Below are 21,590 nucleotides of genomic sequence, written 5' to 3'. Positions count from 1 at the left end.
GAATACAAAAAACGAGAAACTATAAAAATCAAGCGACTTCTGCAAAAACTAAGCCTTAATCCTGATCGAAATCTTCGTCAGAAACGTAAAAAGGTTCACTCGAGCCAGGCTCGTCATTACTCAGAACCAACGCTTTCAGAGAGTCGTCGCTTTCAAAGACGAACAGACTTTCTTCATCGGGATGAATCCCCTTCATCTCCGGATGATCATTCACCAGCCGGTCCAAGCGACGCCGTTCTTTCCACCACCCGGACGCTTTTTCGGAGAGGTGAATCAAAAGAGCGAGGTTCACCAGCACCAGAGCAAGGAGTTCCATTGCCTGCATCAGAGATCACCCGACGTGCAGTGACCCTAGCGAGGGTTTCAGGTCCCGCCTGTGCCCGATGCTGCCGGAGCTGATCGCGACTGGGGTGGACGGGCCAGCGTCCAGCAGGCCATCATGAGAATGATTCCCACTTCCAGAGGAAGGTTGGCGTATGGGTCAGGTGTGCCTGGTTTCAGGTCCTCCCGGATGCGGCAAAACCACATGGGTGCTTGAAACCTTGAAACAGCACCAGGGAGCTTGCGCTTTCCTGCGCCTGGAGGGAGATCGTCTTGAGGGTCTGGAACAAGGTGTCGATGGCGGGATCGATCTGGCTTGGCTCAAGGATCAGATCCCTGAACTGATTGCGCTAAAGCCATCTCCAGCCGGAGAGGCGCTCCACCCTGAGGCCCCACTCACCTTGATCGAGGTCCAACAGTTTCGCGCTCCAGAAACGCATGACCTGGATGGCTTCTCAGCCAGCATCCGTGAGCGATTGGATGCACTCAACCTGCAACCGGATCAGATCTTGCACTTCGGCCGGGATTCAGTGTTGCCCACTCACGACACTCTGGAGTTCTCCAAACTCGAGGCTTGGCACGTCAACCTTGAGCGCATCGTCTGGGATCCCAACAGCCTCAGCAGTTTCTGGTTTGAGCTCGTCAATGGGGCCTACGGCGATGTGTATCGCGCCAAGGGCTTGATGAATCTTCCGGATGGTCGAGCGTTTTTCTGCAACTGGATGGTTAGCCAGCAGGAGTCACAGTTTCTGCCCTTGAACAGCGTCGCTCCTGCCTCAGGACGACCAGAGCGCCCCTCTGCCTTGGTCGTCCAGGGCAAAGCGCTTGATCCAGGTGGAATCCAATCCACGATTGACGACTGTTTGCTCAGCGATGACGTGCTGGCCATGCAGCAACACCAACTCCCCGAACCCTCAACCCAAGGCTGATTCACCATGAACCAAGCAGTGATCTCCTGCTTACACGCAAACCTGGCGGCTCTTGAGGCGGTGCTCGCAGACATCGACTCTCAAGGAATTCAAACCATTACTTGCCTGGGCGATCTGGTCGGCTACGGGCCACAGCCCAACGAAGTGGTGGAGCTCGTGAGAGAGCGGGGAATTGCGTCCTGCCAAGGCTGTTGGGACGAAGACATCATCGATGGCTTAAACGCCTGCGAATGCAGCTATCCCTCCCAATTGGCGGAACGCCGCGGTCACCGAGCGCATCACTGGACAGCCGCAACCCTGACGGAATCCAACAAGGCTTTTCTGGCCGAGCTACCCATGACGCTGCGCAGAGGAGCATCACTGTTTGTTCATGGCAGTCCCAACAGCCAGCATGAATACCTGCTGCCTGACATGAATGCGTTCGCCGCGCTGGAACGCGTGGAAACAGCAGGAGCGGAAACCCTGTTTTGCGGGCACACCCATCAGCCCTACGTGCGAGAGCTCAGTGGCGGCAGCATCCGCGTCAGAGTCCAGCAAGGAAACGAGAACCAACCAGTCAGGGATGAGGAACTCACATTGCCAATGCGCCGCATCGTCAATGCAGGTTCCGTCGGTGAACCACGTCATGGAAGCACCAAAGCCACCTATGTGATTCACAACGACACCACAGGAGAAGTCAGCATCCGCGAAGTGGCGTACGACGTCGCCAAAACATGCCGCGCCATCGTCGATGCAGGCCTACCAGAGGTCTTTGCCTGGAGGCTCAGCCACGGCTTTGAATATGCCGAACGAGCCGATGATGCCAGCCACGTGTGTGAGCGCTGATGGAACGCTGGGCACTGGTGAGTGGTCTGAACGGAGACCTTGATCTGTATGAGCGGATCCAACGCGACCTCAAACGTCAGCGTGGCGTCGCCAGCTTGTTTGTGTTGGGTGACCTGGTGGGAGCCCACCCGTCTTGCAACGGTTTGCTGGAGCGGTTGAGGCGACCCAGGCCAAGTGATCTTGCGCCGGACTGCATCTACGGCTGGAGAGACGACCAATTGTTGGCCGAGTGCGGTTACCGCGGTGAGCGCAAGGCGGATGACTTGAAACAACAAGAAGGTGAGGCTTCCGTGTCCAACTTGTTGGCAGCCGTGGATCCCGACCATCTCGATTGGCTGGCATCACTGCAATTCGGATTCATCGAACTCGACTGCGCGCTCATCCATGGCAGCTCAGCCGATGTGGCTGATCGCCTGACGGAAGCCACTTCACCGCTGATCCTGATGGATCGGCTCACACGTCTCGACGTCAACCGTCTATTCACAGCCCGCAGCGGTCGTCAATTCCGGCTGGAGCTGACCGGCGGTCAGATTCAATCCAAGGTGACCGATCACAGCGGTGAGCACAAAGCCGAACAGGCCGTGCCCAAGCGCAGCGTGATCGGCATTGGAGGAGGCGATCACTACACCCTCTATGACCCAGCCACAGATCACCTCGCGTTCCTGAATGTCGACCCGAGTCGCGCTCAAAGCGGTCGAGGGTTTGGTTGAGCCAAACGGAGAATTCCGCAGCCCATGCCCAGAGTCAGAGCAGCCAAGGCAAGATGAGGATCTAGACGCCGTCGAACTCTGCGAGGGCTCTTAGAGATCACTGTCTTGAGATCATGGCGTTCTCCCCATTGGTCCTGTCACTGATTGCCCTGTTCCTCAGCGGTTCTCCAGGCCTCACCCACGGCAAAGGGTTGTATGCCACTGAAGCCGAAGCCCAGGAACGCGCAGAACAACTGGGCTGCAGCAGCACGCATCAAAACAACAATCGTTGGATGCCCTGTGCGAATGAACAGGAACTGCACCAGCAGCTGCGAAAGCAATGAAATCAAGAGCGACGTCCCAACGCCAAGCTCGAAAGCTGCATCGCTGGCTCGTCCCGATCGCGGCCCTACCGCTCTTGATCACAGCCAGCACAGGTTCGATCTACAGCTTGTTGCTGGAGCAGGGGATTGATGCTTTCTGGTTGCTCAAGCTGCACACAGGCCAGTTTGGCTGGATCAATCTCCAACCGGTGTATCCCATCCTGCTCGGAGTACTCACCATCGTGGTGACTGCTTCAGGCCTCGCCATGTTGTTGAAGCCGCAGCGTTGACGTTGAACTTGCGGCTGCGATCTCAGTAGCGATCAAACAGCGCCATGCTGCCGTCATGGGCGATGGCCATCACGTCAAAGCGCTCAGCCTTCACTCCCTCCATTTCCATGCCGGGGGAACCCATGGGCATGCCTGGCACCACGAGCCCTCGAATCTCAGGACGCTCAGTCAACAACCGTTGAATGGAAGCGACGGGTACATGCCCCTCAATGACGTAGCCCTCAACAATGGCCGTGTGACAGGACGCGCGATCCGGTTCGATGCCGTGCTGCTCCTTTACACCATCGATGGCTTCCGTCACCTGGTCATCGATGCGGAACCCAGCTGCGGCAAGGTGTGATCCCCACTGGGCGCAACACCCACAGCTGGCTGAGCGATAGACCGTGATTTCTGGACCGTCGGCATGGGTCGTGTTGGGCATGGATTCCGGTCCACCGCTGGTGCCATGCGCCATAACGGGCGGGGAGGACCAAAACAACACCGAAAGCATTAGCGCCCCAACCCCGCCAACCCATGCCCATCCATTGACAGGGTGTGATCCAATTTTTCTATCGCTCGACAATCTCATGACAGAAACCACGGTTCTGGACTTCAAGCTCAGCACCACATTCGAAAGCTATCGCGCTCACATGCATGCGCCAGAACAGCAAGCCATGTTCAAAACCATGGGCGTCAAGATCTTCTACATCGGTGTGAGTCATGACGATCCAACCCGAGCAACTGTGATGTTTCAAGGCCCCGAAAACGTGCTGTACGACATCTTCATGGCACCTGAAACCAAGCCCATCGTCGAAGCATCAGGCCATGTCTATGACGGCACCGTGATCACCCGCTGGATGGCTGAGTAGAGAAGGGCAACGGGTACCACCGCCGGAGGCCAGGGCTTGAGTCATGGTTGGTCATGAGTGAGCGCTTGGCTGATGCGGAGGTAGGGCTTTAAATACACCCACAACACGGACGGCGCTCCTCGGCAGAGGAGCGTTTTTTTTGTACGCATCTCGGCTCGTTCACCTGCACATGTAGGCAATGCAGCCAGGCATTGCTACCTACACAGAAGTGAATTGCCAGACCATGGCTTTGAACCGCATCGCCGGCAGCATGCTTGCCATCGCAGCAACGATCACCCTCTTGGGAGGTCCAGCTGCAGCCGAGCCAGCACAGCACTGCGAATCCAATGTTGGTTCTCCAGACACTCTCAAAGAGCTGAAGCATGGTCTGGTGGAGGGTTATCTGCCCCCCAGCTCACTTCCCAATTCACTTGAACTGCTGCCAGCTCCACCCAAACCCGGCTCCACTGCCTATGCACTGGATGTGGAAACAGCAGAAGCCACGTTTCCGCTGCGGGGCACACCGCGCTGGGAGCTATCGGCACGTGATGCCAACTTGAATTTTCCTGCTGCCGCATCCATCTATTCCTGTGCCTTGGGTGTTCCCATCTCCAAAGAGGAGACACCGCGGCTTTATACGCTGTTGCGTCGGGTGCTCACCGATGCCGGGCTAGCCACCTACAGCGCAAAAAATCACTACCAACGCCCACGCCCCTTCACGGTCAACAATCAGCCCATGTGCACTCCTGAGGATGAAAAGGGCCTCCGAAATGATGGGTCTTATCCCTCAGGTCACACCGCAGCCGGCTGGGCTTGGGCATTGGTCTTGAGTGAGGTGGCACCCGAACGGCGAGATCAATTGGTGGCCCGCGGAATCGAGTACGGCAAAAGCCGTAGCATCTGCAATGTGCACTGGCTCAGTGATGTGCAGGCCAGCCAAATCATCGGCTCGGCCGCTGTGGCACAGCTTCACACCGATCCTGTGTTCAGAGCCGATCTACGTGCAGCAGCATTGGAAGTGAAGGCGTTGCGAGAACAAGGACAGACGCCTGATGTCACCTATTGCTCACTGGAGATCGAAGCTTTCAAGCAATAAAAGAGCAAATAAAACAACCAGCCATCCGTTCTGGATGGCTGGTTTGCACCCCTAATAGGGCGCTGCTGAAGCCTCAGTCAGAGCACTTGCATCCACAGGAACCAGTTCCATGACAGGGCTCATGGTTGGGATGCCCCGTTGCACAGGCATCCGAACAGAAGCTCTGACCCTCCCGTACAACAGCTGTGGAGTGCTCGACTTCACACACGCATTCAGGACAAGCGCAACGCATGGAGGGAGACATTATTCAAGGCAACGATCAGACGTCATCATCAATATCGCATCGCCAATTGCAAGACCAAACGCACCAATCAACACAAAACACGAGAATCATTCTCATACAATTCGATCCCTGAAGGGCTGCCTCACGCAGGCACAGCCAAGAACCGATGCGAGAATGATTCTCATTTCTTTTTCCAGCGAATCGCCTGATCTAGATTGGCTAGATGAAAGGATTTGGCCGCAAGATTGAGATTGCCTGGCACTACACAACGGCCACTCGATTACTTCCCTTAATCAAGACACGCGCGCTCAAGCCATTGTGCATCGGTTTGGATCCGCGAACGCAACCGGTGGTCTGGTTCACCAAGGCAGAGTTCTATGAACCAATGGCCTATCCCAGCTGGGCCGATGCCAACGGCATCCGCAGGACGATGGCCTCTGAACAAGAAATTGCCGACAGATCCAATGGTCTCTTACGCGTAGGGGTCGCGGCCGACGATGCCTGCATCAAACCGCTGCGCCAGTGGCGCGAAAGACGCGAACCAGGGGCGCAACACGCCATGGATGCGATGTTGAATGCCGCCAGAGGCCAGGGATCAGATCCAGATCAAGACTGGCTTGTAAGTTTCAAACCAGTCAGCCAGAAACGCTGGCTTCACCTTCAAATTGCTTTCCCAGAAGATGTGGATGAGCAAGGTGTCAAAACCTGGAGCGAATGGGACCTCAGGGCGCCATACACCAAAGAGCTTCTGAAACTGGATGCGGAACAACGTGCTTCGGTCGGCTGCGATGAAGGTGAATCCTGCCTTTGCTGCGAACCCAATCAGGCTTGGACCAACAGCAACCCACTCATGCAAAACCTGGAAGACATGATCAACAGGTGAGTTGAATTTGTTGTCCAACAATCAGGCAAAGATCATTCAGAACGATCAGGCAGCACCGACGCATGAAAGTTCCAAGCTTCACGGTCTTCATGCCAAAGCTCCCAAGTCATCACCGTCCCATCGCGCAGAACCAAACGTCCACCAAAGCCGGCAGGAGAGGGTTGATACAGGTCGACCATCTCGGAAACAGGAGCGCCATCACGCGTCAACAACGTGGCGACGCGCTTGCCGAGACGCTCGGACAAGTCCTGCCGAAGATCATCAATTCCCATCAAGCAGGCACAGAGAAGTCGAGCACTAAATCGCCGAGATCATCGCGCCGAATCACGTAAGCAAAACCATCCAAGGTTCCGCGCCAAATGCCGGACACCTGATCAGCCTCAGCGCCGACACTGTCTTGAACACGATGGTCAAACAGCACGGCAAAGCAATGGGCCGCCACTGTTGCTGCCTGAGCTTCATCCATCTCGTCCAGCTCATGGGCTTCAACGGGACAACCGTCGAGCAACTCAGCATCAATCACATTGCCCGTCCCCACATCGGCAACAAGGGCCTGGAGTCCAGCGAGGCTTTCAGCGTCCAATTCAACAGACAAGACAGGTCCCGGATTTTAGTGAGAGCAAAGGATATTCAGCCGAAACCACGACGATTTTCGCAGCACACACCATCCCGATCAGCCTTGATCAGGAATCAACTTGAGTCAGGAGAAAGAATGGGGCCAGCGACAAACCGCCCATGGCCACTGTGTCCTGCCGTTACACCGGCAACCTTCACTGCGAAGCCATTCACACAGCATCGGGGGCTCTGCTGAGCACGGATGCCCCGATCGACAATCAAGGACTCGGCGAGCAGTTTTCTCCAACCGATCTGTTGGCCACCGCACTGGCCACCTGCATCCTCACGATCATGGGCATCACGGCAAAAAGCAGGGGATGGTCGATGGAGGGAACCCAGGCTGACGTAGAGAAACGCATGACCCAGGAGGGACCTCGCCGAGTGGAGAGCCTGACGGTGAATCTGACGCTTCCCACCGGACTCAACAGCGAGCAACGCTTATTGCTGCAGCGGGTGGCCGCCCAATGCCCGGTCAAACGCAGCCTGGATCCACAGATCGACATCAACCTGAACTGGAACTAACGACTGACCTCCAGGAGGCGGCTTGTGATCCAGGAGCTTTCCATCAAGCAGCTTTTCATCAAGCAGCCATCAATCCTTGGGCCAGAGCCGATGGAACAGCCGTGTCCACACTGAGGATCCGCTCTCCCAGATGCGCGCGTTGGGCACCCATAGCGCAGGCCAATTCAATCTCGAAAGGGACAAACCCCCCCTCTGGACCGATCATCACAATTGCTGGCCCGGGTGGTGTGTGACTCAACGCCAGAGGCGCACCATGATCGGCGATCCAGCAGGGCCGACCGGCACAAATCAAAGACAACTGATCCTCAACGAAGGGGCGAAAGCGCTGATGGCGATGCACCTCGGGTTGAATCGTGTCGCGCGACCTCTCCATGCCTGCCAACAGCGCTTCTTCAAGCTTGTGATCCGCAAGCAGTGGACTTTGCCAGTAACTCTTATCCACGCGGGCACTGTTGATCAGATACAGATGTCCAACACCGAACTCCGCAACGGTGCGCAGAATGCGGCGCAGCATTTTGGGACGCGGCAAGGCCAACACCACATCAAAGCGGTGCCGCAACGGAGGTGGATCCGAAAGCTGCACCGACAGCACGACGCCAGCGGCATCGATGGATTGAACCTCGGCACGACCTTGGTTCCCCGACAACAAGCCCACGCGCAGCGCATCGCCCACTTGGGCCCGAAGCACAGCGCGAATATGGTCCGCCCGCCGATCAGTCAGACGCACCAACCGATCGCCTGTCCAGGCATCATCGGCGCGGAGCAGGATCAGATTCATACCGATGTCATCGACAGACAGCGTTGATGGCAGCGGAGGCGGTGCAGCTGGCCTTCAGCGATGGGCCCTGCTCAAGTCCCTGGCGCAACGCAAACACGACACGCTTAGCGATGCGATTCAGCGTGGCATCACGCTGGTTGGGGTCACGCAGATTCCGCTCCAGGGCACCATCGAGCAAGCCGATTTCCAACATGGAGACACCACGTCGGGGAGCACCGAGCATGCCTCGATAGTCGTAGGGATAGGCACCAAACTCTTTGGCTAAGGCTTCATCCATCACCGAAAAACCAAAGGCAACCGCGGGGATGACCCCCGGTCCGATGCCGTGGGGTGCATACGCGTCGTAGTGAATTTCAAACGCATAGCCACCTTTTGATGCATGCTCATATCCCACCGACCAGTTGGTGCGGGGATCCTTTTCGTTGCGAATGGTGCGCACACCCGGGTCGTAAAAGGTGATGTCCAATCCCTGCCGGGTGCCTTCCGCCACCACAGCCTTTGCCGTGAGCAGATTCCAATACAACTCATCAGTGATGCCTCTCTGCATCGGAGCTGCACCTGCGACACCAACAGCCTGACCTGGAGTACCGGAGCCATACATGCGCTGCGAATCCGCATGACCGGCAAGCACGAGAATCGGCACACCTTCCTTCGGCATTCGATCGCCTGTCCAGTTTTTGCCGCGGCCTGGAATGCGTGGAACTGGTGGCAGCTGTGGAACCAACCTCTGCTCTCTGACGGGTTGCATGCTGTCGAGCAACTCCATCAGACCCGCCGCTGAGACGGGCATGGCCACCAGCGAGACGAGCCCCAACAGCAAACCGATGCGTCGCATGAGAACCGGAATGGGTGATTCATCGTGCCTGGAAGTGACCCATCCGTCACCCCTTGAAACCCGCGACGGCGAAGCCAAAGCCAAGCCTTGCTAACCAGAAAGAAACGACACCCCAACACGCCATGGCAGAGACCATCAGCTTGCTCACAGCTTGGCGCTGGCCCATTGCCGTGATCCTTTCGACGCTGGTGGCCAGCAGAGCCGTAATTGCAGTGGCACGTTCTGGAATCCGCGTCGAAATTTTCACGCGACAACCCATCCTTATTGGCACAGGGCGCGCTCCCCTGAGAGCGGAGGTCGGAAAGGTGCGGATTTAGCCCTGAGCGATTGACCGCGGGGTCAACCCCGACCGCACTTGCACTGGCCGCCTTTCCACTTCGAGCACTTCGACTTTTTGCACCCTTTTTTCTTCTGAGGCTGGGTAACCGGCACGGCTCGCCTTAATGCGAATGCGTCTCATTCTATAGCGATCATTCCCGAGAAACCAAGCAATCACTGGTAAATCGAGCAACGAAGGTACATTTGATACAAGGGCAATCCACCACCTGCAGCAGCCAGGCAGCTGCTCAGACCCTGCATCGAGGCATGCAAAAGCGGACCGCCACCCAGATCCACAAGGGAAATCCAGCCGATCAACCGAGCGAACAGCGCATCGGTCCCCAGGAACGACGAGCCACTTCGCTCAGAAAGGCCACAGACATTGGATCGAGGCTCGCGTGCCGCTTGATCTCTGCGACGGACCGCTGCAGCTCTCGAACTCTCATCGCCAGAGAACGCTGCTCAATCCTGAGACGGTCAACAAGACAACGGCTCAGCGCATGACCACACTGATACTCAATTTGCAAATGACGACGACGACACTGATCAAGGTCACGACACAGCGCAACCATTAAATTCTCACCACCCAAACGATTCATTGGCATCAGAGGTGCGAGAAGGGTGCCGAGTTGATCATGTCGACGGAGAAATTCATGGTGAACTCGCCGCCTGAGCAATTCATTTCATCGAGATTTCGCCACTTCGACACTTGACGGGTTGTCGTCACCCGGGTTGCACCGATGAGCTCGCCAAGACGGTCATGGGTGAGGCGAAAGGGCAGCTGGAAACAATCGCTGCAGCGCTTACCCAACCGGTTCACCAACAGAGCGAAGAGTGCATGAAGACGCTTTTCAGCTTGACCGTAATGACGAATGCGAAGCAGCTGAAGCGTCCACTCATTCACAGCATCCATCCCAACCTCCTGATCGGAGGCGGCACTGCGAGCAAGACGCAGATCCGTCAAGGCCTCCACGCAGATGCCCTCACTGCAGAGACGATCGGTACGCAACCGATCTCCTGCCTGGAGGAAAGCCAAAGTCATGCCCTCGGTGTCCTCACAGGGGCAATACACCCTGCAAAAACCCTCGTGCACTTCAAGGATGCTGCCCTGACCCGCCGATGCCGGGTCGATCAGCACGGTCTGATGCCGCGGCATGGACATCAGCGCCACGGGAGCGTCAGGCAGAAATCGGTAGGCCGAGAGGGTCATGGATGACAGGCATCCTGCTATTGAGAATCGAGTGCAACTATAGAGGGAAAACGGGGCTTGCTGCAAGCGATTCTCAGCAGCAGTTGCAATAAGCGCACAGCCAAGCCCCCCTGACAGCAACACAAACGCGTGATCTATGCATGGGCACAGGCATCTAAATGCAAGGCCTGCTGCGGGATTCGAACGACAAAGCTGCTGCAATCGCCCTGTCAAACCGCATCCACTCCCAACCCCACAACATCAAAGAATCGAAACGCTCAACAGGGCGCTTCTCGAGTGCTTCTGTCCCTGAAGACCCAATCCGCAGCCAGACGGAGAGCGTTGGTGGGCCATTCGTTCTCAACAGCGATGAGACCACCTGAGCAGCATCACCCCAGCGAAGAGCTGGGCACGCGCTGATCGCAGCAGCCCAACCAACTCCAAAACCAATCGAAGCGGTCAACATCAGGATTCTTAAGTCGTTCAAGAATCAAAAAAAAGAAAGGTGATTTCATCACCAAGACGAAGCAATTCATGAGCCGTAAATCAAAAATCCCTGGAAATCAAGACTGCAACAACGACAGCTAGTCATCGCGATAAAAAGAAAAGAAGAATTTGATGCCGAGCCATCGTGCTACAAGTGTCTGTCTGGTTTCAGCGGGGATCAGCCGCTGATGGAAACGGGGAAAGCACGGTGAAAATCCGTCACTGTCCCGCAGCTGTGATGCTCCCCCATTGGTGGAGAAAGTCAGAACGCCCGCCAGAAATACAACTCGACGAGGATCGACTTGCTCTCTTTGCATGCACCCAAGACCTTGAAAAGGGTCAGCGCCATTGCACTTCCTGTTGTGCTGGCTGCATCACTTGCCGCTCCCGCAAGCGCTCATCACCCCTTTGGCATGGGTGACAGTGCCAACCTGTCGGCTTGGCAGGGGCTGCTGAGTGGCATTGGCCATCCCCTGCTGGGCCCTGACCACCTGCTGTTTCTGGTGGCCATTGCCTTCATTGGTCTGAAGCGCCCCCTGGCCTGGGTGCTGCCCCTTCTCGCCGTGGGCCTATTCGGCAGTGTGCTGTCGCAATTCGTTCCTCTTCCTGAAGCCATCGCACCCTGGGCAGAAGCCCTGGTGTCCCTGAGTCTTGCCGCGGAGGGCCTGATTGCACTGACGGTGCTTTCCGCAGCATGGCTGCTGCCGCTGATTGCCTTGCACGGCTTCCTGCTTGGCAGCACGATTGTGGGGGCTGAAGCCACACCCCTCACCACGTATTTCCTTGGACTTCTTCTGGGGCAGGGAGCTCTGCTGCTTCTCGTCACCGCTTGGTCGAAAGGGCTAATTGAACGCTTGGGAGTCCAGGGTCAACGCCTTGGCGCCGGCATCTGGATTGGTATTGGCTTGGCGTTTTCCTGGGTCGCTCTCGTCGACTGACGATTACATCCATCCAACGGATCAGAGATCACTCAAAAGTCCTGCCAACGGGTGTTGGCAGGACTTTTTTGCGTCCGACGCGCCTTCCAAACGAAATGAATGCTGAACACTTGCACCCACACACACACCAGGGCAAGCAACCATCAAAAACCAACTTTTAAAACCGAGTCAGACAAAGCAAACTATCCTTCCAGACCCATCAAGCATCAACAAAAAACCTCGATCAACCCCATCAAGAGGTCAATCGAGGTCGCGTCTCTTTAAGCAGTCGAGTGACTTAAAAAGTCACGGGAGTTCAATCACCAAATCAAAAATATGGCGGCAATCAGAATGCAATCGTGACGCCTGTACCCACATGATGCTGGAAGCCAACGCCCCATCCTGAACCACCCTCAGTGCTGTAAACGGGTTCCCAATGAGCGAAGAGAACAACATTTTCAGCCACTGGATATTCCAACTCAATCTCACCACCCCAGTCAGTGCGCTGAGACAATCCTGAATAATCACCAGGCATGTAGAAGCGAGGACCACCGGACAGGGTGATGTTCAGAAGGTCGATGTTGAAACCAAATCCAGGCCACAGGTCGGTGTAGTTCCCGATGTAGGTGCCATCCGATTCCCAGCCCGTGCGGTTTTCAACCGACACAAAAACACCGTCAATCACATCCTGAAGACCATCACCCAGAGCGAAATTCACATCGCCATCGCCAAAGGCGTAGACCACCTTGGCACCCACCTCATTTTTCAGACCAGTGCCGAAATCCTCGCCTTCGCCAGTGACGTAGTAAGGCATCCAGGCGAGGGATAACTCCAAGCGGTCGTTGGGTTGGTATCGGGCTTGGAGATACCCCTTGATGTCCGTGCGACGGAATGGAGCCCCTGATCCATGGCCATGGCCTGCATGACCCGCGTGGTCGTCATGGCCATCGTCGTGATCCTCGTGATCATCATGCTCTTCCGCATGATCTTCATGCTCGTCGTGATCCTCGTGGCCTTCGTGATCACCATGTTCTTCCGCATGGTCTTCATGCTCGTCGTGATCGTCGTGGTCGCCATGATCGCCCGCATGTTCCTCATGCTCCTCGTGATCATCGTGGCCTTCGTGTTCATCACTGCCTTCGTGAGCATCGTGATCGCCGGACTCCACGTGAACACGGCCATAGAAATGTTCCGCTTCTCCCCAGACAAGCGCAGGGCCAAGAGACGCTTCAATGGCGAAACTTCCCTCATTGGGAAGCCCCCACTCCAAAACAACACCGAATTGCCCATCGATGGCGTAATGCTCAGGGTGCCCCTCCAGATTGTTCTCAAAACCTCCATGCCCCTCGATCGTCATCACAGGAATGGCACGAAACTCTCCGGGAGGCAAAGGCTCTTCGCCGCCGGCGGAACCATGAGCACGAACCTGCTGGAGAGCTGAATCTCCGGCTGCAAGCAGGGCCAAAAAAGAGGCAGCTTTCAGCAACTTGAACTTGAAGCTGTTCATCACAAAAGAGGGGGAGAAGTGGTGGGTTTAAAAGTGCTCTTTAGTCAGCGAATCGCAGACCAGCGCTGTTGAAGCTGCGCTGCAGCTTGCTGGTCACAGCGTCCTCCCTGAGCCACCACGAAGGTGCAGACATTGCTGGTTGCCGTTTGGATCAGGCTTTTGCCAGGGGCCAGGCCGTCAGCCACCAACGCTTTGCTCGCCAAGGGAATGCCGCTGGCACGACTGATGCGCCGCATGGTTTTCGAAGGAGGTAGGGATTCCGGAAAAATCACCTTGGTTCCCGAAGCTTTAATCGCTTTGCTGATGGCGTTCAAGCTGGAGGGGCGCATGCGCCCGCCTGTGGCGTACTCATCGATCACTGGCAGCTCACGAATGCCATAGCGTTTCGAGAGAAACGAATAGGCACGGTGCCCCGTCACCAGAACCCTCTGGGGCTCGGGAACCGTTGCGACCTGTTGGGCCGTCCAACTCCCCAGAGAGTTCAACACCCCAGCCATGGCCGTACGCCGCTGGTTAATCGCTGCGATTTGCTGACCGCTGAACAAGGGCTTGAACTTGAGCACGCTGACGTTGGCCATCGCCGCGACGTTGGCCGGGTCATGCCACAGGTGGGGATCGTTCTGAGGATTGTTGGGCAGAGCGATCTCACCCAACGACACCACGGGACCACCCGCTTTGACGCCTTTCAATGCCGGCGTCAGGTTGTAACCGTTGAGAAGCACCAGATTGGCTTTCCCCAGGCTGGTGCGGTCTGCCGGACGCAAGGCCAGGGTGTGGGGATCCGCGCCGGCGGGGATCAAGCAGATCACCTTGGCGTCGTTCGCCACCAACTTCTTGGTGAGATCGCAAAGGATGCCATCCGCGGCAACGATGGTGGGGGTGGAGGTCGCCGCTGCCAGCAGCACCCCTGCCGCTGAGGTGATGACCGCGACAGACATGAGAATGATTATCACTCCACGAATGATAATCATTCTCACGGCGTCGTCCAGCACGCTACGAATTCGCTGGCCTGAGGCGAGGTATGCACAGCAGCAGCATGCAAACCACGCCGATCAGAGGCCCTGGAGGCAGATTCAGCGGCACAGCCAGCAAAAAGCCAACGGCGCTCAACGCCAATCCCACCAACGCCGACTGCAGCATCGCGGCCCGCAGACTGCTCACCCGCCAGAGCCCTGGCAGCACTGGGGCACACAGCAGACCGATCACGAGAATCACGCCCACGGCTGCCATGGCGCTGACGATCACCATGGAGGTCACCAGCGCCTGCACCAACTGCAGGGTCTTCACTGGCAAGCCAGCGGCAACGGCTCCATCGGGATCCACCCCAACAAACACGAGCTGGGAGTAACGGGTGAGCAGCAGCAGCAGCAACGCCGCCGCAGCCACCAACACCCGCACCAAGTCGTACCAATCGACGATCAGCAGATCACCGAACAACAGAGCTTCGAGATCGAGGCGCAGGTCCAGCAAAGGGATCAACAGCACCCCAAGGCCCAAGAAACCGGCAAGCACGGTGTTGATCACGGCTTCCTGTCCAGCCGGTTGCGCTCGCTGCATGCGCTCAGACATCAAGGAGCCCAACAAACCACTGACCACTCCGCCAATGGCAGGGTCAATTCCCATCGCCACAGCGACTGCCACACCAGGAAGAACAGCGTGTGAAATCAAATTGGCCTGCAGCACGCGCCGCTGCGTCACCAGCAAGGTGCCAGTGACGGGACACACAATGCCCACAAGCAACGCCATCAGCAACGGAATCAGCCAGAGATCAAGCGCAGTCATGGCATTGCGCTCCTGGATTGATCTGCTGGCCCAGCAACTGGCGCACTTGTTCAGGGGGACCATCGGCCAGCACACGGCCATCCAGAACGATCACCCGGTCGTAGTGATCCAAGGCCGTGCCCCAGTCATGACTACTGACAAGCAGGGTCTGCCCCGCATCGGCAAGCTGACGCATCAGTGAGAGCAACTGATCGCGCGTTGGCGGATCAATGGCCGCACAGGGTTCATCCAACAGCAGCACACGCGAGGGCTGCACGAGCGTCCTTGCCAGAAGGGCCCGTTGCTGCTGGCCTCCAGAGAGTGCATCCAAACGTCGGTCGGCCAGGGACCCAAGGCCGACCCGTTGCAAGGCCGCATCACGATCGCAACACGCAAACGATCGACGCGACATCGCTCCAAGCGCCACGAACTCCCGCACGGTGATGGGAAACGACCAGTCGATCCGGCCGCGCTGAGGCATCAACACCACCCGATCGCGGCACCCCTGAATCGGCATCCCATCGCAGGCGACCTGTCCAGCAGTGGGGGTGAGACGCCCCTGCAGCAAGTGCAGCAAGGTGGACTTCCCGGCTCCATTGGCACCGACAAGCGCCGTCAGCGTTCCGCTCTGCAGCGTGAGCGACACATCATCAAGAACGGTGCGCTCGCCGTAGGCCACAGTCAGGCCCTGCGCAACAAGGGGGGCAACCCCCATAGGGCATGAGAACGATTCCCACTCAACCTATCGAGAGGGGGAGGAAACGTCAGTGAGCTCTCCGCCGGCCGGCAACCAACGCGCCAGCACAGCCGGCTGATTGAGCACCTCGAGCTTCAGGGTGCCGGCATCGATCAAAGCCACCCGGCCATCGGCGGCATCCGACTGTTTCACCACGGTGAGCAGACGGTTGCTCACCGGGTCGTAATCGAGTTCAGCTCCTGACGTCAGACGCCATGTCCCCAGGGACACACTGTTGAGTTGGTTGCCCTCGCTATCCAACAGCAGCAAGCGATCATCTGTGCTGCGGCCCGCTTCCCTGAGCACCACCCACAGCCGGTCCCCCGCGGTGTTGCAGGCCGCTGCCATCACGCCGGCGTCGCCTAACCACACTTCACGCGGCGGTCGAGAAGGAATCACCAGCTCAATGGATCGCCTGTAATCCGGCCAATGACGGATCAACAATGCGCGCCCGGAACCGGAACAGAATGCTTTGACCTCACGACGTCCAGGCAAGGACTGTCGGGTGGATGCCGCATCGCGAGCATCAAGCGCCAGCAGTTCCAACCCGTCGTACGACGGCATCACCAAACCACCTCCATCGGGAAGCAAGCGCAAGGCACCACTGGGTTCAAGATCCAGGACACGCGTCTTTTGCTGCGCCGACTGAATCCAGATGCGATCGCTGACGGGATCGAAGCCCCCCAATTGCACCAGCAGATCTCCGCGTTGGTTGCTACTCAAATGAGCAAACAACAACGCCCCCGATGCGCCGGATTCAAGCTCCTCCAGGGATCCAAGCTGCGGGTCACGCAGCCCAGTCCGACGGGCACTCAAGGCGCGCTGATCCAACGCACGCAAGAGCACGCGCTGACGCGCTTCATCGTCATCACTGACTAAGGCAACACCCGCACCATTGCCAAGCGGTTCGATCTGAAGGATGGTCTGCTGAGCAGGGGCCAGGGCCTGCCACTGCCCATCTCGCAACTGCATCTGCAGGCTCTCACCCTCCTCCGAGGGCACCACAGCAAGGAGATGAGGTCGCGGGTCCCACCAGAGTTGCTGGGGAGGCAACGACAGCTGCCTGAGATCCCGGCCCAACAGGTTCAATCGCAGAGGACTCTGCAACGCCTGCCCTGGAGCGACCAGCAGTCGAAGTCGGTCCTGAACGCCAAACCAGCGGTGAGCGACATCAGGAAGCAACCCACTCTGAGCAACAGAATCTGGATTCATCGGCCGGCTGAACACCACGTCCAAGGCCGCCGCTCCGGATCGAATCGGCTGAATGCCCACCGACTGCAAGCGAGGCGGTCGTCGCAACAGAACCTGCTGTTGCACAACAGCCAGCGCGGATAGAGCGGCAAGACACCCCAACAGCAGACGCATGGGAGCGATCGGACGCGGTGACGTCATGGCTCCAGCGGCCTCTCTGGACGGGGAATCTCCTCAATGCTGGTGGGCTGGACCACATTCACTGGCACGCCATCACGTTCCTGCACGACCAAGGTTCCCTCGATCTCAAGCCACTGATCCGCTTCAGGGTTGGCATCCTCCGGCCAGAGAATGGGAATCCCTGCCGGTGTGGCATCCGCGAGGCAGCAACGCACCGTGAGGCGGGCCAATTCGGGAGTTTCTCCAGGACGCTTCAGCACAAAGCCACTGATGCGCACCGGGTCACCCGCATGCAGTTCAGGATCGGGCTGGCTGCGCAGCAACCGCACCCATTCCGTCAGCGTTCGCTGTTCAGGCGGCAGGAAAAAGCTGAGTTGAGGTGCCTCCGGAAGACTGTCAGGACGACTAGCCGCCAGATCGCTGAAGGACGGTTCAGGAGGCACCACCAGAATCGCGACAGCCACCAGACCTGAAAACAACCACCCCCTGGATGCCATCACGTTGCGTTGCTTGATGGCCCAGCGCAACTGCAGGACGGACAGAACAAGCAACACCACCCCGGCAATGCCAACGACGGGATGAAAGGCCGCATTCAAGAGGAGATCAAGTCGTCCCGAAAGCGTGCTCCACAACAGCACCCATCCCCAGAGCCCCACAACCAGGGGTGGAAGCAGAGGAGAACGCAGAAATCGCGGCTTTCGTGTCATTGGGGCCATCACGACATCACAGCTGAAGGAGATTCACCCACTGACCGATCAACAACACCATCAGCGAGGCTGATGCCGCGGTGATCGCGATGGCTCTTGGCGTCAGCAACACCGTGAACAACCCAGCAAGCTTGAGATCCACCACAGGCCCAAGCAACAGGAAGGCCAACAGAGCCCCGGGGGTGACCTGAGCGGCAAACCCAAGCGCCAGGAAAGCATCGACGCTCGAGCAGACCGACACCACCAAAGCCAGGAGCATGAGCGCAATCACCGACAACGTCGGTGCACTACCGAGGGCCAGCAGCCAACTGCGCGGCAGCCAGGTCTGAACCAACGCAGCCAAGGCACTCCCCAACACCAGCAAAGTGAGCAGGCTGAGGAATTCTCGGGTGCTGTGCTGAATCAGCAGGCGGGGACTGATGCCTGGAGTGTCGTCCCGTTGCTCAGACGAAACCGGAGCAGATCCCAGCACCCCGCCACGACGTTCGAGCAGGCCAACACTGGACAGGGGCTGACTCATGCGGCGCTCTTCCAGCAACGCCGTTTCCAGCAGCTTGGCTTCGGGTAGCAACCCCAGAAGTGCACTTAAGGACAGCGCGATCAAAAAGGCACCAGCTGGCCTCGCCCACAGCAGCCAGGTCTTGTCAGGGAAGGCAGCCCAGGTGCTGGCTAACACAATCGGGTTGAGAACAGGCGCCGCAAACAAAAAGCCAAACCCGGTGCCCAGCGGAGCACCACTGGCCAGAAGACGTCGTGCCACGGGAACGTTGCCGCATTCACAGGCCGGCAAAGCAAAACCCAAGAGAGCTCCAACCAGTGGAGCGAGCAGAGGATGGCGTGGAAGACGCCGCACCCAGGTGGACTGGGGGACAAGCCAGCGGGCCAGCCCAGCAATGGTCACCCCCAGCAACAGAAAGGGAAGCGCCTCAATCAGCAGGCCTTGAAAAATGGCCCATCCGGTAGCGAGACGCGTCATTGACCCGAAGGATCAGCTCCAACCGTTGGAGAAATGCTGCTCAACTCCAGCCCTTCATGGACTGATCTTCAACGTAAGCAGCAACATCTTCGATTTCCTTCTCACTCAAAATGTCCAGGAAGGCGGGCATCGCATTGCGGCCGTAAGTCACCTGGGCAACGATCGCGGTTTCATGCCCCTTCAGATAGTTGGGGAGGTAGGCCTGAAGATCATCCTGGCTAAGGGAGCGTTCGCTCTTGAGCACATTGGCGCCACCCGCATGGCAAGCAGCGCAGTTGAGATTGAACAGCTGACCGCCACGGGTGAGATCAGCGGCCATCACCTGAACCGGAGACCAAAAACTGATCAGAAGAGCGAGAGCAAGCGAAAGCAGGCAGCGCATAGCCATCGACATCAATGAACCGATTATTGGCTGATCCTTCCCCGCTCTGCAGCCATCGTCACCAACGTTGCATAAACAGGCAACTTGATCTCTTGTTGTGTCTGGCCCTTACCCAGGCTGAGGCGCAGTCTTGGGAGCCTGAGACAAAAAAACCTCAACTCCCGGTCATCCAGGAGTTGAGGTCGATGGGTCGCTTTCTGAAAAGCGTTGATATCAGTGACTCAGTGCTCAGCGCAAGGCATCCACATGTCTCCCATCTGGTGAGCGCCTTCACAGTCGAAGTTGACAGCAGCAGCTTCGGCTTCAGAGCGGGTGGTGAACATGGTTTTCTGACCCTGAGCTGTCGCAGAGGGATCAACGGTCAGCAGTGTTCCGGTGTGGTCGTCGCCGGGAACGTGGTGAGCGCTCACCGACTGTGCTCCCACAAGGGTGAAAGCAGCTGCAACGGCCAAGGAGCCCCGGATGATGGCACGGTTGGACAGGAGCATCAGGCTGATCAACAAGGGGGTGATGCGTTCATTCTCCACCATGGGAGCGGCCTTTGACGACCGGTCGGTCATCAGCGGGCATCGAAGGGTGCTGAGGAGTGATGCAGCACGATCTCAAGCTGACCGTCACGGTCACGCAGATAGGTCAGCGTCTTCTCCACCAGCGCACGTTGCCCATTGGAATCTTTGAATCTGAACAGACCCATGGTGTTGGCCGTGTTGCCCATTAGTTGAATCACGTAGTTGTCCACCTCGCAGTCGACCCAATGGCGATAGGTGGCAAACCCTTGATCACTTCCAAACAGTGCAATGGATGGATCCGGACCGACGAAATACGCAATGGCTCCTTCTCTGGTGGTCCGGAACGTTTCAGGGCCTGTTGTGTAAGTGGGTTTGAACGCGACGGGGCCAATGTCAAAGGCATAGGCCGTATCAATCACAGCCGCCGCCTCAACCTTCGCCGCCTCGAAACCTCCGGTTTGATATGCCGCGCTGATGGTGAGCAGAGCATCACACCACCCCTGCTGAGCCTGTTCAACCTCGCTCTGCATGATCTGAGTGTTGAAAATTTGAACCTTGTCGGTCTCTGCTGCCACCGGCGCTGCAAACAGAGACGCCACGGCACAGACGCTGCCGATCCAGAAGGAACGCACCATTTGAAGTTGAAGGGAGGGGGACGATAAATCGTCCTTAGCCACGGTCCAATCCGGCGGCAACCGACGACACGTTCATGGTGAGGAGCGGCGCAGAATCCCATGCTGCGGAGCCAGCAGAAACGCCAGCAAAAACAGTCCGGTCTGCACCAGCACGATGCAACCAGCGGTCGAACTGTCGGTCCAGTAGCTCACATACACACCAACCAAACTCGACAAGACACTGCTGCCAATAGCGAGCCAGGTCATGCGATCAAAGCGATCCGTGAGCAGGTAGGCCGTCGCGCCTGGAGTCACCAGCATCGCCACCACCAGAATGATGCCCACGGTCTGCAAACCGGCCACAGCAGCGAGAGACAACACAGACAGCAGCAGGTAGTGAAGGAAACCGGTGTTGATGCCGATCGAGCGAGCGTGGGTCGGGTCGAAACAGAACAGCAGCAGGTCTCGCCGGAAAAGCAACAACAACGCCACAACGGCGGAGCAAATCCACCAGGTCTGACTGATGTCTGCCGCTGAGATGCCCAGAACGTTTCCGAACAACACGTGGGTGAGATCAATGTTGCTGCGGGTCTTCGAGACCAACACCAACCCCAGCGCAAAAAAGCCTGTGAAAACCAAGCCGATCACGGTGTCTTCCTTGATCCGCGATTTCTGCTTCACAAAACCGATCGTTGCCACCGAGCCGACACCGAACACGAAGGCACCAAGTGAAAACGGCAAGCCGAGGGCATAAGCCAGCACGACTCCTGGCAGCACGGCGTGGGAAACAGCATCCCCCATCAGGGCCCAGCCCTTGAGGGTCATGTAACAAGAGAGCAATCCACAGACACCACCCACGAGTGCGCTGATCAACAGCGCACGCACCATGAAGTCATGGCGCAGCGGTTCCAGCAGCAACTCCAGCAAATCCGAGATCTCAGTTCACCACCATTGTCTCAGC

The 21,590-nt window shown here is 57.6% G+C and carries 30 protein-coding genes and 1 riboswitch; of the genes, 11 read left to right on the top strand and 19 right to left on the bottom strand.

Annotation, left to right across the window (positions count from 1 at the left end; genetic code table 11):
* Positions 1–55: 55 nt before the first annotated feature.
* Positions 56–298: a hypothetical protein gene (locus SynNOUM97013_RS05275; RefSeq protein WP_255443015.1), complete on the bottom strand. Its 243-nt coding sequence runs from the start codon at positions 296–298 to the stop codon at positions 56–58.
* Positions 299–476: 178 nt separating this feature from the next.
* Here SynNOUM97013_RS05275 and SynNOUM97013_RS05270 point away from each other — a divergent pair, with 178 nt between their 5' ends.
* The 5 genes from SynNOUM97013_RS05270 (at position 477) to SynNOUM97013_RS05250 (ending at position 3,377) form a co-directional block, all read left to right on the top strand.
* Positions 477–1,250, top strand: coding sequence for a GTP-binding protein (locus SynNOUM97013_RS05270; RefSeq protein ID WP_186481079.1), 774 nt, complete (start codon positions 477–479; stop codon positions 1,248–1,250).
* Between the two features lie 6 nt (positions 1,251–1,256).
* Positions 1,257–2,075, top strand: coding sequence for a metallophosphoesterase (locus SynNOUM97013_RS05265; protein ID WP_186481078.1), 819 nt, complete (start codon positions 1,257–1,259; stop codon positions 2,073–2,075).
* Complete coding sequence (locus tag SynNOUM97013_RS05260) at positions 2,075–2,785, top strand: phosphoesterase (protein ID WP_186481077.1); 711 nt, start codon at positions 2,075–2,077, stop codon at positions 2,783–2,785. Before SynNOUM97013_RS05265 ends, SynNOUM97013_RS05260 begins: the two co-directional genes overlap by 1 nt.
* Before the next feature lie 113 nt (positions 2,786–2,898).
* On the top strand, positions 2,899–3,108 hold the full coding sequence (locus tag SynNOUM97013_RS05255) for a DUF3721 domain-containing protein (RefSeq protein ID WP_186481076.1): 210 nt from the start codon (positions 2,899–2,901) through the stop codon (positions 3,106–3,108).
* The gene (locus SynNOUM97013_RS05250; protein WP_186481075.1) at positions 3,105–3,377 is read left to right on the top strand and encodes a hypothetical protein; all 273 of its coding nucleotides are present in this window, start codon (positions 3,105–3,107) and stop codon (positions 3,375–3,377) included. Before SynNOUM97013_RS05255 ends, SynNOUM97013_RS05250 begins: the two co-directional genes overlap by 4 nt.
* 22 nt (positions 3,378–3,399) lie before the next feature.
* Here the strand turns inward: SynNOUM97013_RS05250 and SynNOUM97013_RS05245 are convergent, their stop codons facing one another.
* Positions 3,400–3,858: a DUF411 domain-containing protein gene (locus tag SynNOUM97013_RS05245; RefSeq protein ID WP_370586467.1), complete on the bottom strand. Its 459-nt coding sequence runs from the start codon at positions 3,856–3,858 to the stop codon at positions 3,400–3,402.
* A gap of 85 nt (positions 3,859–3,943) precedes the next feature.
* On the opposite strand from SynNOUM97013_RS05245, the gene SynNOUM97013_RS05240 reads away from it, so the two are divergent.
* Both SynNOUM97013_RS05240 and SynNOUM97013_RS05235 read left to right on the top strand, forming a co-directional pair.
* Positions 3,944–4,225: a DUF3764 family protein gene (locus SynNOUM97013_RS05240; RefSeq protein ID WP_186481073.1), complete on the top strand. Its 282-nt coding sequence runs from the start codon at positions 3,944–3,946 to the stop codon at positions 4,223–4,225.
* Between the two features lie 223 nt (positions 4,226–4,448).
* Positions 4,449–5,300, top strand: coding sequence for a phosphatase PAP2 family protein (locus SynNOUM97013_RS05235; protein ID WP_255443013.1), 852 nt, complete (start codon positions 4,449–4,451; stop codon positions 5,298–5,300).
* A gap of 73 nt (positions 5,301–5,373) precedes the next feature.
* On the opposite strand, the gene SynNOUM97013_RS05230 is transcribed toward SynNOUM97013_RS05235, so the two are convergent.
* The gene (locus SynNOUM97013_RS05230) at positions 5,374–5,532 is read right to left on the bottom strand and encodes a conjugal transfer protein TrbI (RefSeq protein WP_370586466.1); all 159 of its coding nucleotides are present in this window, start codon (positions 5,530–5,532) and stop codon (positions 5,374–5,376) included.
* A 214-nt stretch (positions 5,533–5,746) separates the two neighbouring features.
* Between SynNOUM97013_RS05230 and SynNOUM97013_RS05225 the strand changes: the two genes are divergently transcribed.
* Positions 5,747–6,406: a hypothetical protein gene (locus SynNOUM97013_RS05225; RefSeq protein ID WP_186481070.1), complete on the top strand. Its 660-nt coding sequence runs from the start codon at positions 5,747–5,749 to the stop codon at positions 6,404–6,406.
* A 32-nt stretch (positions 6,407–6,438) separates the two neighbouring features.
* Here SynNOUM97013_RS05225 and SynNOUM97013_RS05220 read toward each other — a convergent pair whose 3' ends face one another.
* Both SynNOUM97013_RS05220 and SynNOUM97013_RS05215 read right to left on the bottom strand, forming a co-directional pair.
* Positions 6,439–6,678: a hypothetical protein gene (locus SynNOUM97013_RS05220; protein ID WP_186481069.1), complete on the bottom strand. Its 240-nt coding sequence runs from the start codon at positions 6,676–6,678 to the stop codon at positions 6,439–6,441.
* Positions 6,678–6,989 carry a hypothetical protein gene (locus SynNOUM97013_RS05215; RefSeq protein WP_186481452.1) on the bottom strand — a complete coding sequence of 104 codons (312 nt, stop codon included), beginning with the start codon at positions 6,987–6,989 and terminating at the stop codon, positions 6,678–6,680. The genes SynNOUM97013_RS05220 and SynNOUM97013_RS05215 overlap by 1 nt, the downstream gene beginning before the upstream one ends.
* 152 nt (positions 6,990–7,141) lie before the next feature.
* Here SynNOUM97013_RS05215 and SynNOUM97013_RS05210 point away from each other — a divergent pair, with 152 nt between their 5' ends.
* Complete coding sequence (locus SynNOUM97013_RS05210) at positions 7,142–7,543, top strand: OsmC family protein (RefSeq protein ID WP_186481068.1); 402 nt, start codon at positions 7,142–7,144, stop codon at positions 7,541–7,543.
* Positions 7,544–7,601: 58 nt separating this feature from the next.
* On the opposite strand, the gene SynNOUM97013_RS05205 is transcribed toward SynNOUM97013_RS05210, so the two are convergent.
* Together SynNOUM97013_RS05205 and SynNOUM97013_RS05200 are read right to left on the bottom strand one after the other, a co-directional pair.
* On the bottom strand, positions 7,602–8,321 hold the full coding sequence (locus SynNOUM97013_RS05205) for a 16S rRNA (uracil(1498)-N(3))-methyltransferase (protein WP_186481067.1): 720 nt from the start codon (positions 8,319–8,321) through the stop codon (positions 7,602–7,604).
* A gap of 7 nt (positions 8,322–8,328) precedes the next feature.
* The gene (locus SynNOUM97013_RS05200) at positions 8,329–9,156 is read right to left on the bottom strand and encodes a dehydrogenase (protein WP_186481066.1); all 828 of its coding nucleotides are present in this window, start codon (positions 9,154–9,156) and stop codon (positions 8,329–8,331) included.
* Positions 9,157–9,872: 716 nt separating this feature from the next.
* On the opposite strand from SynNOUM97013_RS05200, the gene SynNOUM97013_RS05195 reads away from it, so the two are divergent.
* Positions 9,873–10,049: a hypothetical protein gene (locus tag SynNOUM97013_RS05195; protein ID WP_186481065.1), complete on the top strand. Its 177-nt coding sequence runs from the start codon at positions 9,873–9,875 to the stop codon at positions 10,047–10,049.
* Between the two features lie 29 nt (positions 10,050–10,078).
* Here SynNOUM97013_RS05195 and SynNOUM97013_RS05190 read toward each other — a convergent pair whose 3' ends face one another.
* Positions 10,079–10,684: a Crp/Fnr family transcriptional regulator gene (locus SynNOUM97013_RS05190; RefSeq protein WP_255443012.1), complete on the bottom strand. Its 606-nt coding sequence runs from the start codon at positions 10,682–10,684 to the stop codon at positions 10,079–10,081.
* 611 nt (positions 10,685–11,295) lie between these two features.
* Positions 11,296–11,443, top strand: a riboswitch (cobalamin riboswitch).
* Between the two features lie 119 nt (positions 11,444–11,562).
* Between SynNOUM97013_RS05190 and SynNOUM97013_RS05185 the strand changes: the two genes are divergently transcribed.
* The gene (locus SynNOUM97013_RS05185) at positions 11,563–12,087 is read left to right on the top strand and encodes a HupE/UreJ family protein (RefSeq protein ID WP_370586465.1); all 525 of its coding nucleotides are present in this window, start codon (positions 11,563–11,565) and stop codon (positions 12,085–12,087) included.
* A 325-nt stretch (positions 12,088–12,412) separates the two neighbouring features.
* Here the strand turns inward: SynNOUM97013_RS05185 and SynNOUM97013_RS05180 are convergent, their stop codons facing one another.
* The 11 genes from SynNOUM97013_RS05180 to SynNOUM97013_RS05130 all read right to left on the bottom strand — a co-directional run bounded on the left by SynNOUM97013_RS05180 (position 12,413) and on the right by SynNOUM97013_RS05130 (position 21,553).
* On the bottom strand, positions 12,413–13,573 hold the full coding sequence (locus SynNOUM97013_RS05180) for a hypothetical protein (protein ID WP_255443011.1): 1,161 nt from the start codon (positions 13,571–13,573) through the stop codon (positions 12,413–12,415).
* 44 nt (positions 13,574–13,617) lie between these two features.
* On the bottom strand, positions 13,618–14,511 hold the full coding sequence (locus SynNOUM97013_RS05175; protein WP_186481063.1) for a metal ABC transporter substrate-binding protein: 894 nt from the start codon (positions 14,509–14,511) through the stop codon (positions 13,618–13,620).
* Positions 14,512–14,566: 55 nt separating this feature from the next.
* On the bottom strand, positions 14,567–15,355 hold the full coding sequence (locus SynNOUM97013_RS05170) for a metal ABC transporter permease (protein ID WP_186481062.1): 789 nt from the start codon (positions 15,353–15,355) through the stop codon (positions 14,567–14,569).
* Positions 15,342–16,049: a metal ABC transporter ATP-binding protein gene (locus SynNOUM97013_RS05165; protein ID WP_186481061.1), complete on the bottom strand. Its 708-nt coding sequence runs from the start codon at positions 16,047–16,049 to the stop codon at positions 15,342–15,344. The genes SynNOUM97013_RS05170 and SynNOUM97013_RS05165 overlap by 14 nt, the downstream gene beginning before the upstream one ends.
* A 27-nt stretch (positions 16,050–16,076) precedes the next feature.
* Positions 16,077–17,462, bottom strand: coding sequence for a hypothetical protein (locus SynNOUM97013_RS05160; RefSeq protein ID WP_255443008.1), 1,386 nt, complete (start codon positions 17,460–17,462; stop codon positions 16,077–16,079).
* Complete coding sequence (locus tag SynNOUM97013_RS05155) at positions 17,459–18,148, bottom strand: TIGR03943 family protein (protein WP_186481060.1); 690 nt, start codon at positions 18,146–18,148, stop codon at positions 17,459–17,461. The genes SynNOUM97013_RS05160 and SynNOUM97013_RS05155 overlap by 4 nt, the downstream gene beginning before the upstream one ends.
* 16 nt (positions 18,149–18,164) lie before the next feature.
* Positions 18,165–19,124, bottom strand: a complete 960-nt coding sequence (locus tag SynNOUM97013_RS05150) for a permease (RefSeq protein ID WP_186481059.1) — start codon at positions 19,122–19,124, stop codon at positions 18,165–18,167.
* Positions 19,125–19,164: 40 nt separating this feature from the next.
* Positions 19,165–19,518 carry a c-type cytochrome gene (locus SynNOUM97013_RS05145; protein WP_370586451.1) on the bottom strand — a complete coding sequence of 118 codons (354 nt, stop codon included), beginning with the start codon at positions 19,516–19,518 and terminating at the stop codon, positions 19,165–19,167.
* Positions 19,519–19,727: 209 nt separating this feature from the next.
* Positions 19,728–20,066, bottom strand: a complete 339-nt coding sequence (locus SynNOUM97013_RS05140; protein WP_255443007.1) for a DUF3721 domain-containing protein — start codon at positions 20,064–20,066, stop codon at positions 19,728–19,730.
* A complete protein-coding gene (locus SynNOUM97013_RS05135) occupies positions 20,066–20,650 on the bottom strand; it encodes a hypothetical protein (protein ID WP_186481058.1) in 585 nt (194 codons plus the stop codon). Before SynNOUM97013_RS05135 ends, SynNOUM97013_RS05140 begins: the two co-directional genes overlap by 1 nt.
* Before the next feature lie 72 nt (positions 20,651–20,722).
* Positions 20,723–21,553 (bottom strand): metal ABC transporter permease, encoded by an 831-nt coding sequence (locus SynNOUM97013_RS05130; RefSeq protein ID WP_304623134.1) that lies wholly within the window; start codon positions 21,551–21,553, stop codon positions 20,723–20,725.
* Positions 21,554–21,590: the final 37 nt, after the last annotated feature.

Origin of the sequence: Synechococcus sp. NOUM97013 (assembly GCF_014279815.1) — a bacterium.
Classification (GTDB): Bacteria; Cyanobacteriota; Cyanobacteriia; order PCC-6307; family Cyanobiaceae; genus Synechococcus_C.
This window is presented reverse-complemented; position numbering and strand designations above follow the sequence as displayed.

Bases quoted from the DNA above. Each gene is read 5' to 3' on its own strand.
- SynNOUM97013_RS05270 (WP_186481079.1), top strand. From the start codon at position 477: ATGGGTCAGGTGTGCCTGGTTTCAGGTCCTCCCGGATGCGGCAAAACC.
- SynNOUM97013_RS05265 (WP_186481078.1), top strand. From the start codon at position 1,257: ATGAACCAAGCAGTGATCTCCTGCTTACACGCAAACCTGGCGGCTCTT.
- SynNOUM97013_RS05260 (WP_186481077.1), top strand. From the start codon at position 2,075: ATGGAACGCTGGGCACTGGTGAGTGGTCTGAACGGAGACCTTGATCTG.
- SynNOUM97013_RS05255 (WP_186481076.1), top strand. From the start codon at position 2,899: ATGGCGTTCTCCCCATTGGTCCTGTCACTGATTGCCCTGTTCCTCAGC.
- SynNOUM97013_RS05250 (WP_186481075.1), top strand. From the start codon at position 3,105: ATGAAATCAAGAGCGACGTCCCAACGCCAAGCTCGAAAGCTGCATCGC.
- SynNOUM97013_RS05240 (WP_186481073.1), top strand. From the start codon at position 3,944: ATGACAGAAACCACGGTTCTGGACTTCAAGCTCAGCACCACATTCGAA.
- SynNOUM97013_RS05235 (WP_255443013.1), top strand. From the start codon at position 4,449: ATGGCTTTGAACCGCATCGCCGGCAGCATGCTTGCCATCGCAGCAACG.
- SynNOUM97013_RS05230 (WP_370586466.1), bottom strand. From the start codon at position 5,532: ATGCGTTGCGCTTGTCCTGAATGCGTGTGTGAAGTCGAGCACTCCACA.
- SynNOUM97013_RS05225 (WP_186481070.1), top strand. From the start codon at position 5,747: ATGAAAGGATTTGGCCGCAAGATTGAGATTGCCTGGCACTACACAACG.
- SynNOUM97013_RS05220 (WP_186481069.1), bottom strand. From the start codon at position 6,678: ATGGGAATTGATGATCTTCGGCAGGACTTGTCCGAGCGTCTCGGCAAG.
- SynNOUM97013_RS05210 (WP_186481068.1), top strand. From the start codon at position 7,142: ATGGCCACTGTGTCCTGCCGTTACACCGGCAACCTTCACTGCGAAGCC.
- SynNOUM97013_RS05205 (WP_186481067.1), bottom strand. From the start codon at position 8,321: ATGAATCTGATCCTGCTCCGCGCCGATGATGCCTGGACAGGCGATCGG.
- SynNOUM97013_RS05200 (WP_186481066.1), bottom strand. From the start codon at position 9,156: ATGCGACGCATCGGTTTGCTGTTGGGGCTCGTCTCGCTGGTGGCCATG.
- SynNOUM97013_RS05190 (WP_255443012.1), bottom strand. From the start codon at position 10,684: ATGACCCTCTCGGCCTACCGATTTCTGCCTGACGCTCCCGTGGCGCTG.
- SynNOUM97013_RS05185 (WP_370586465.1), top strand. From the start codon at position 11,563: ATGGGTGACAGTGCCAACCTGTCGGCTTGGCAGGGGCTGCTGAGTGGC.
- SynNOUM97013_RS05180 (WP_255443011.1), bottom strand. From the start codon at position 13,573: ATGAACAGCTTCAAGTTCAAGTTGCTGAAAGCTGCCTCTTTTTTGGCC.
- SynNOUM97013_RS05175 (WP_186481063.1), bottom strand. From the start codon at position 14,511: ATGTCTGTCGCGGTCATCACCTCAGCGGCAGGGGTGCTGCTGGCAGCG.
- SynNOUM97013_RS05170 (WP_186481062.1), bottom strand. From the start codon at position 15,355: ATGACTGCGCTTGATCTCTGGCTGATTCCGTTGCTGATGGCGTTGCTT.
- SynNOUM97013_RS05165 (WP_186481061.1), bottom strand. From the start codon at position 16,049: ATGGGGGTTGCCCCCCTTGTTGCGCAGGGCCTGACTGTGGCCTACGGC.
- SynNOUM97013_RS05160 (WP_255443008.1), bottom strand. From the start codon at position 17,462: ATGACGTCACCGCGTCCGATCGCTCCCATGCGTCTGCTGTTGGGGTGT.
- SynNOUM97013_RS05155 (WP_186481060.1), bottom strand. From the start codon at position 18,148: ATGACACGAAAGCCGCGATTTCTGCGTTCTCCTCTGCTTCCACCCCTG.
- SynNOUM97013_RS05150 (WP_186481059.1), bottom strand. From the start codon at position 19,124: ATGACGCGTCTCGCTACCGGATGGGCCATTTTTCAAGGCCTGCTGATT.
- SynNOUM97013_RS05145 (WP_370586451.1), bottom strand. From the start codon at position 19,518: ATGTCGATGGCTATGCGCTGCCTGCTTTCGCTTGCTCTCGCTCTTCTG.
- SynNOUM97013_RS05140 (WP_255443007.1), bottom strand. From the start codon at position 20,066: ATGACCGACCGGTCGTCAAAGGCCGCTCCCATGGTGGAGAATGAACGC.
- SynNOUM97013_RS05135 (WP_186481058.1), bottom strand. From the start codon at position 20,650: ATGGTGCGTTCCTTCTGGATCGGCAGCGTCTGTGCCGTGGCGTCTCTG.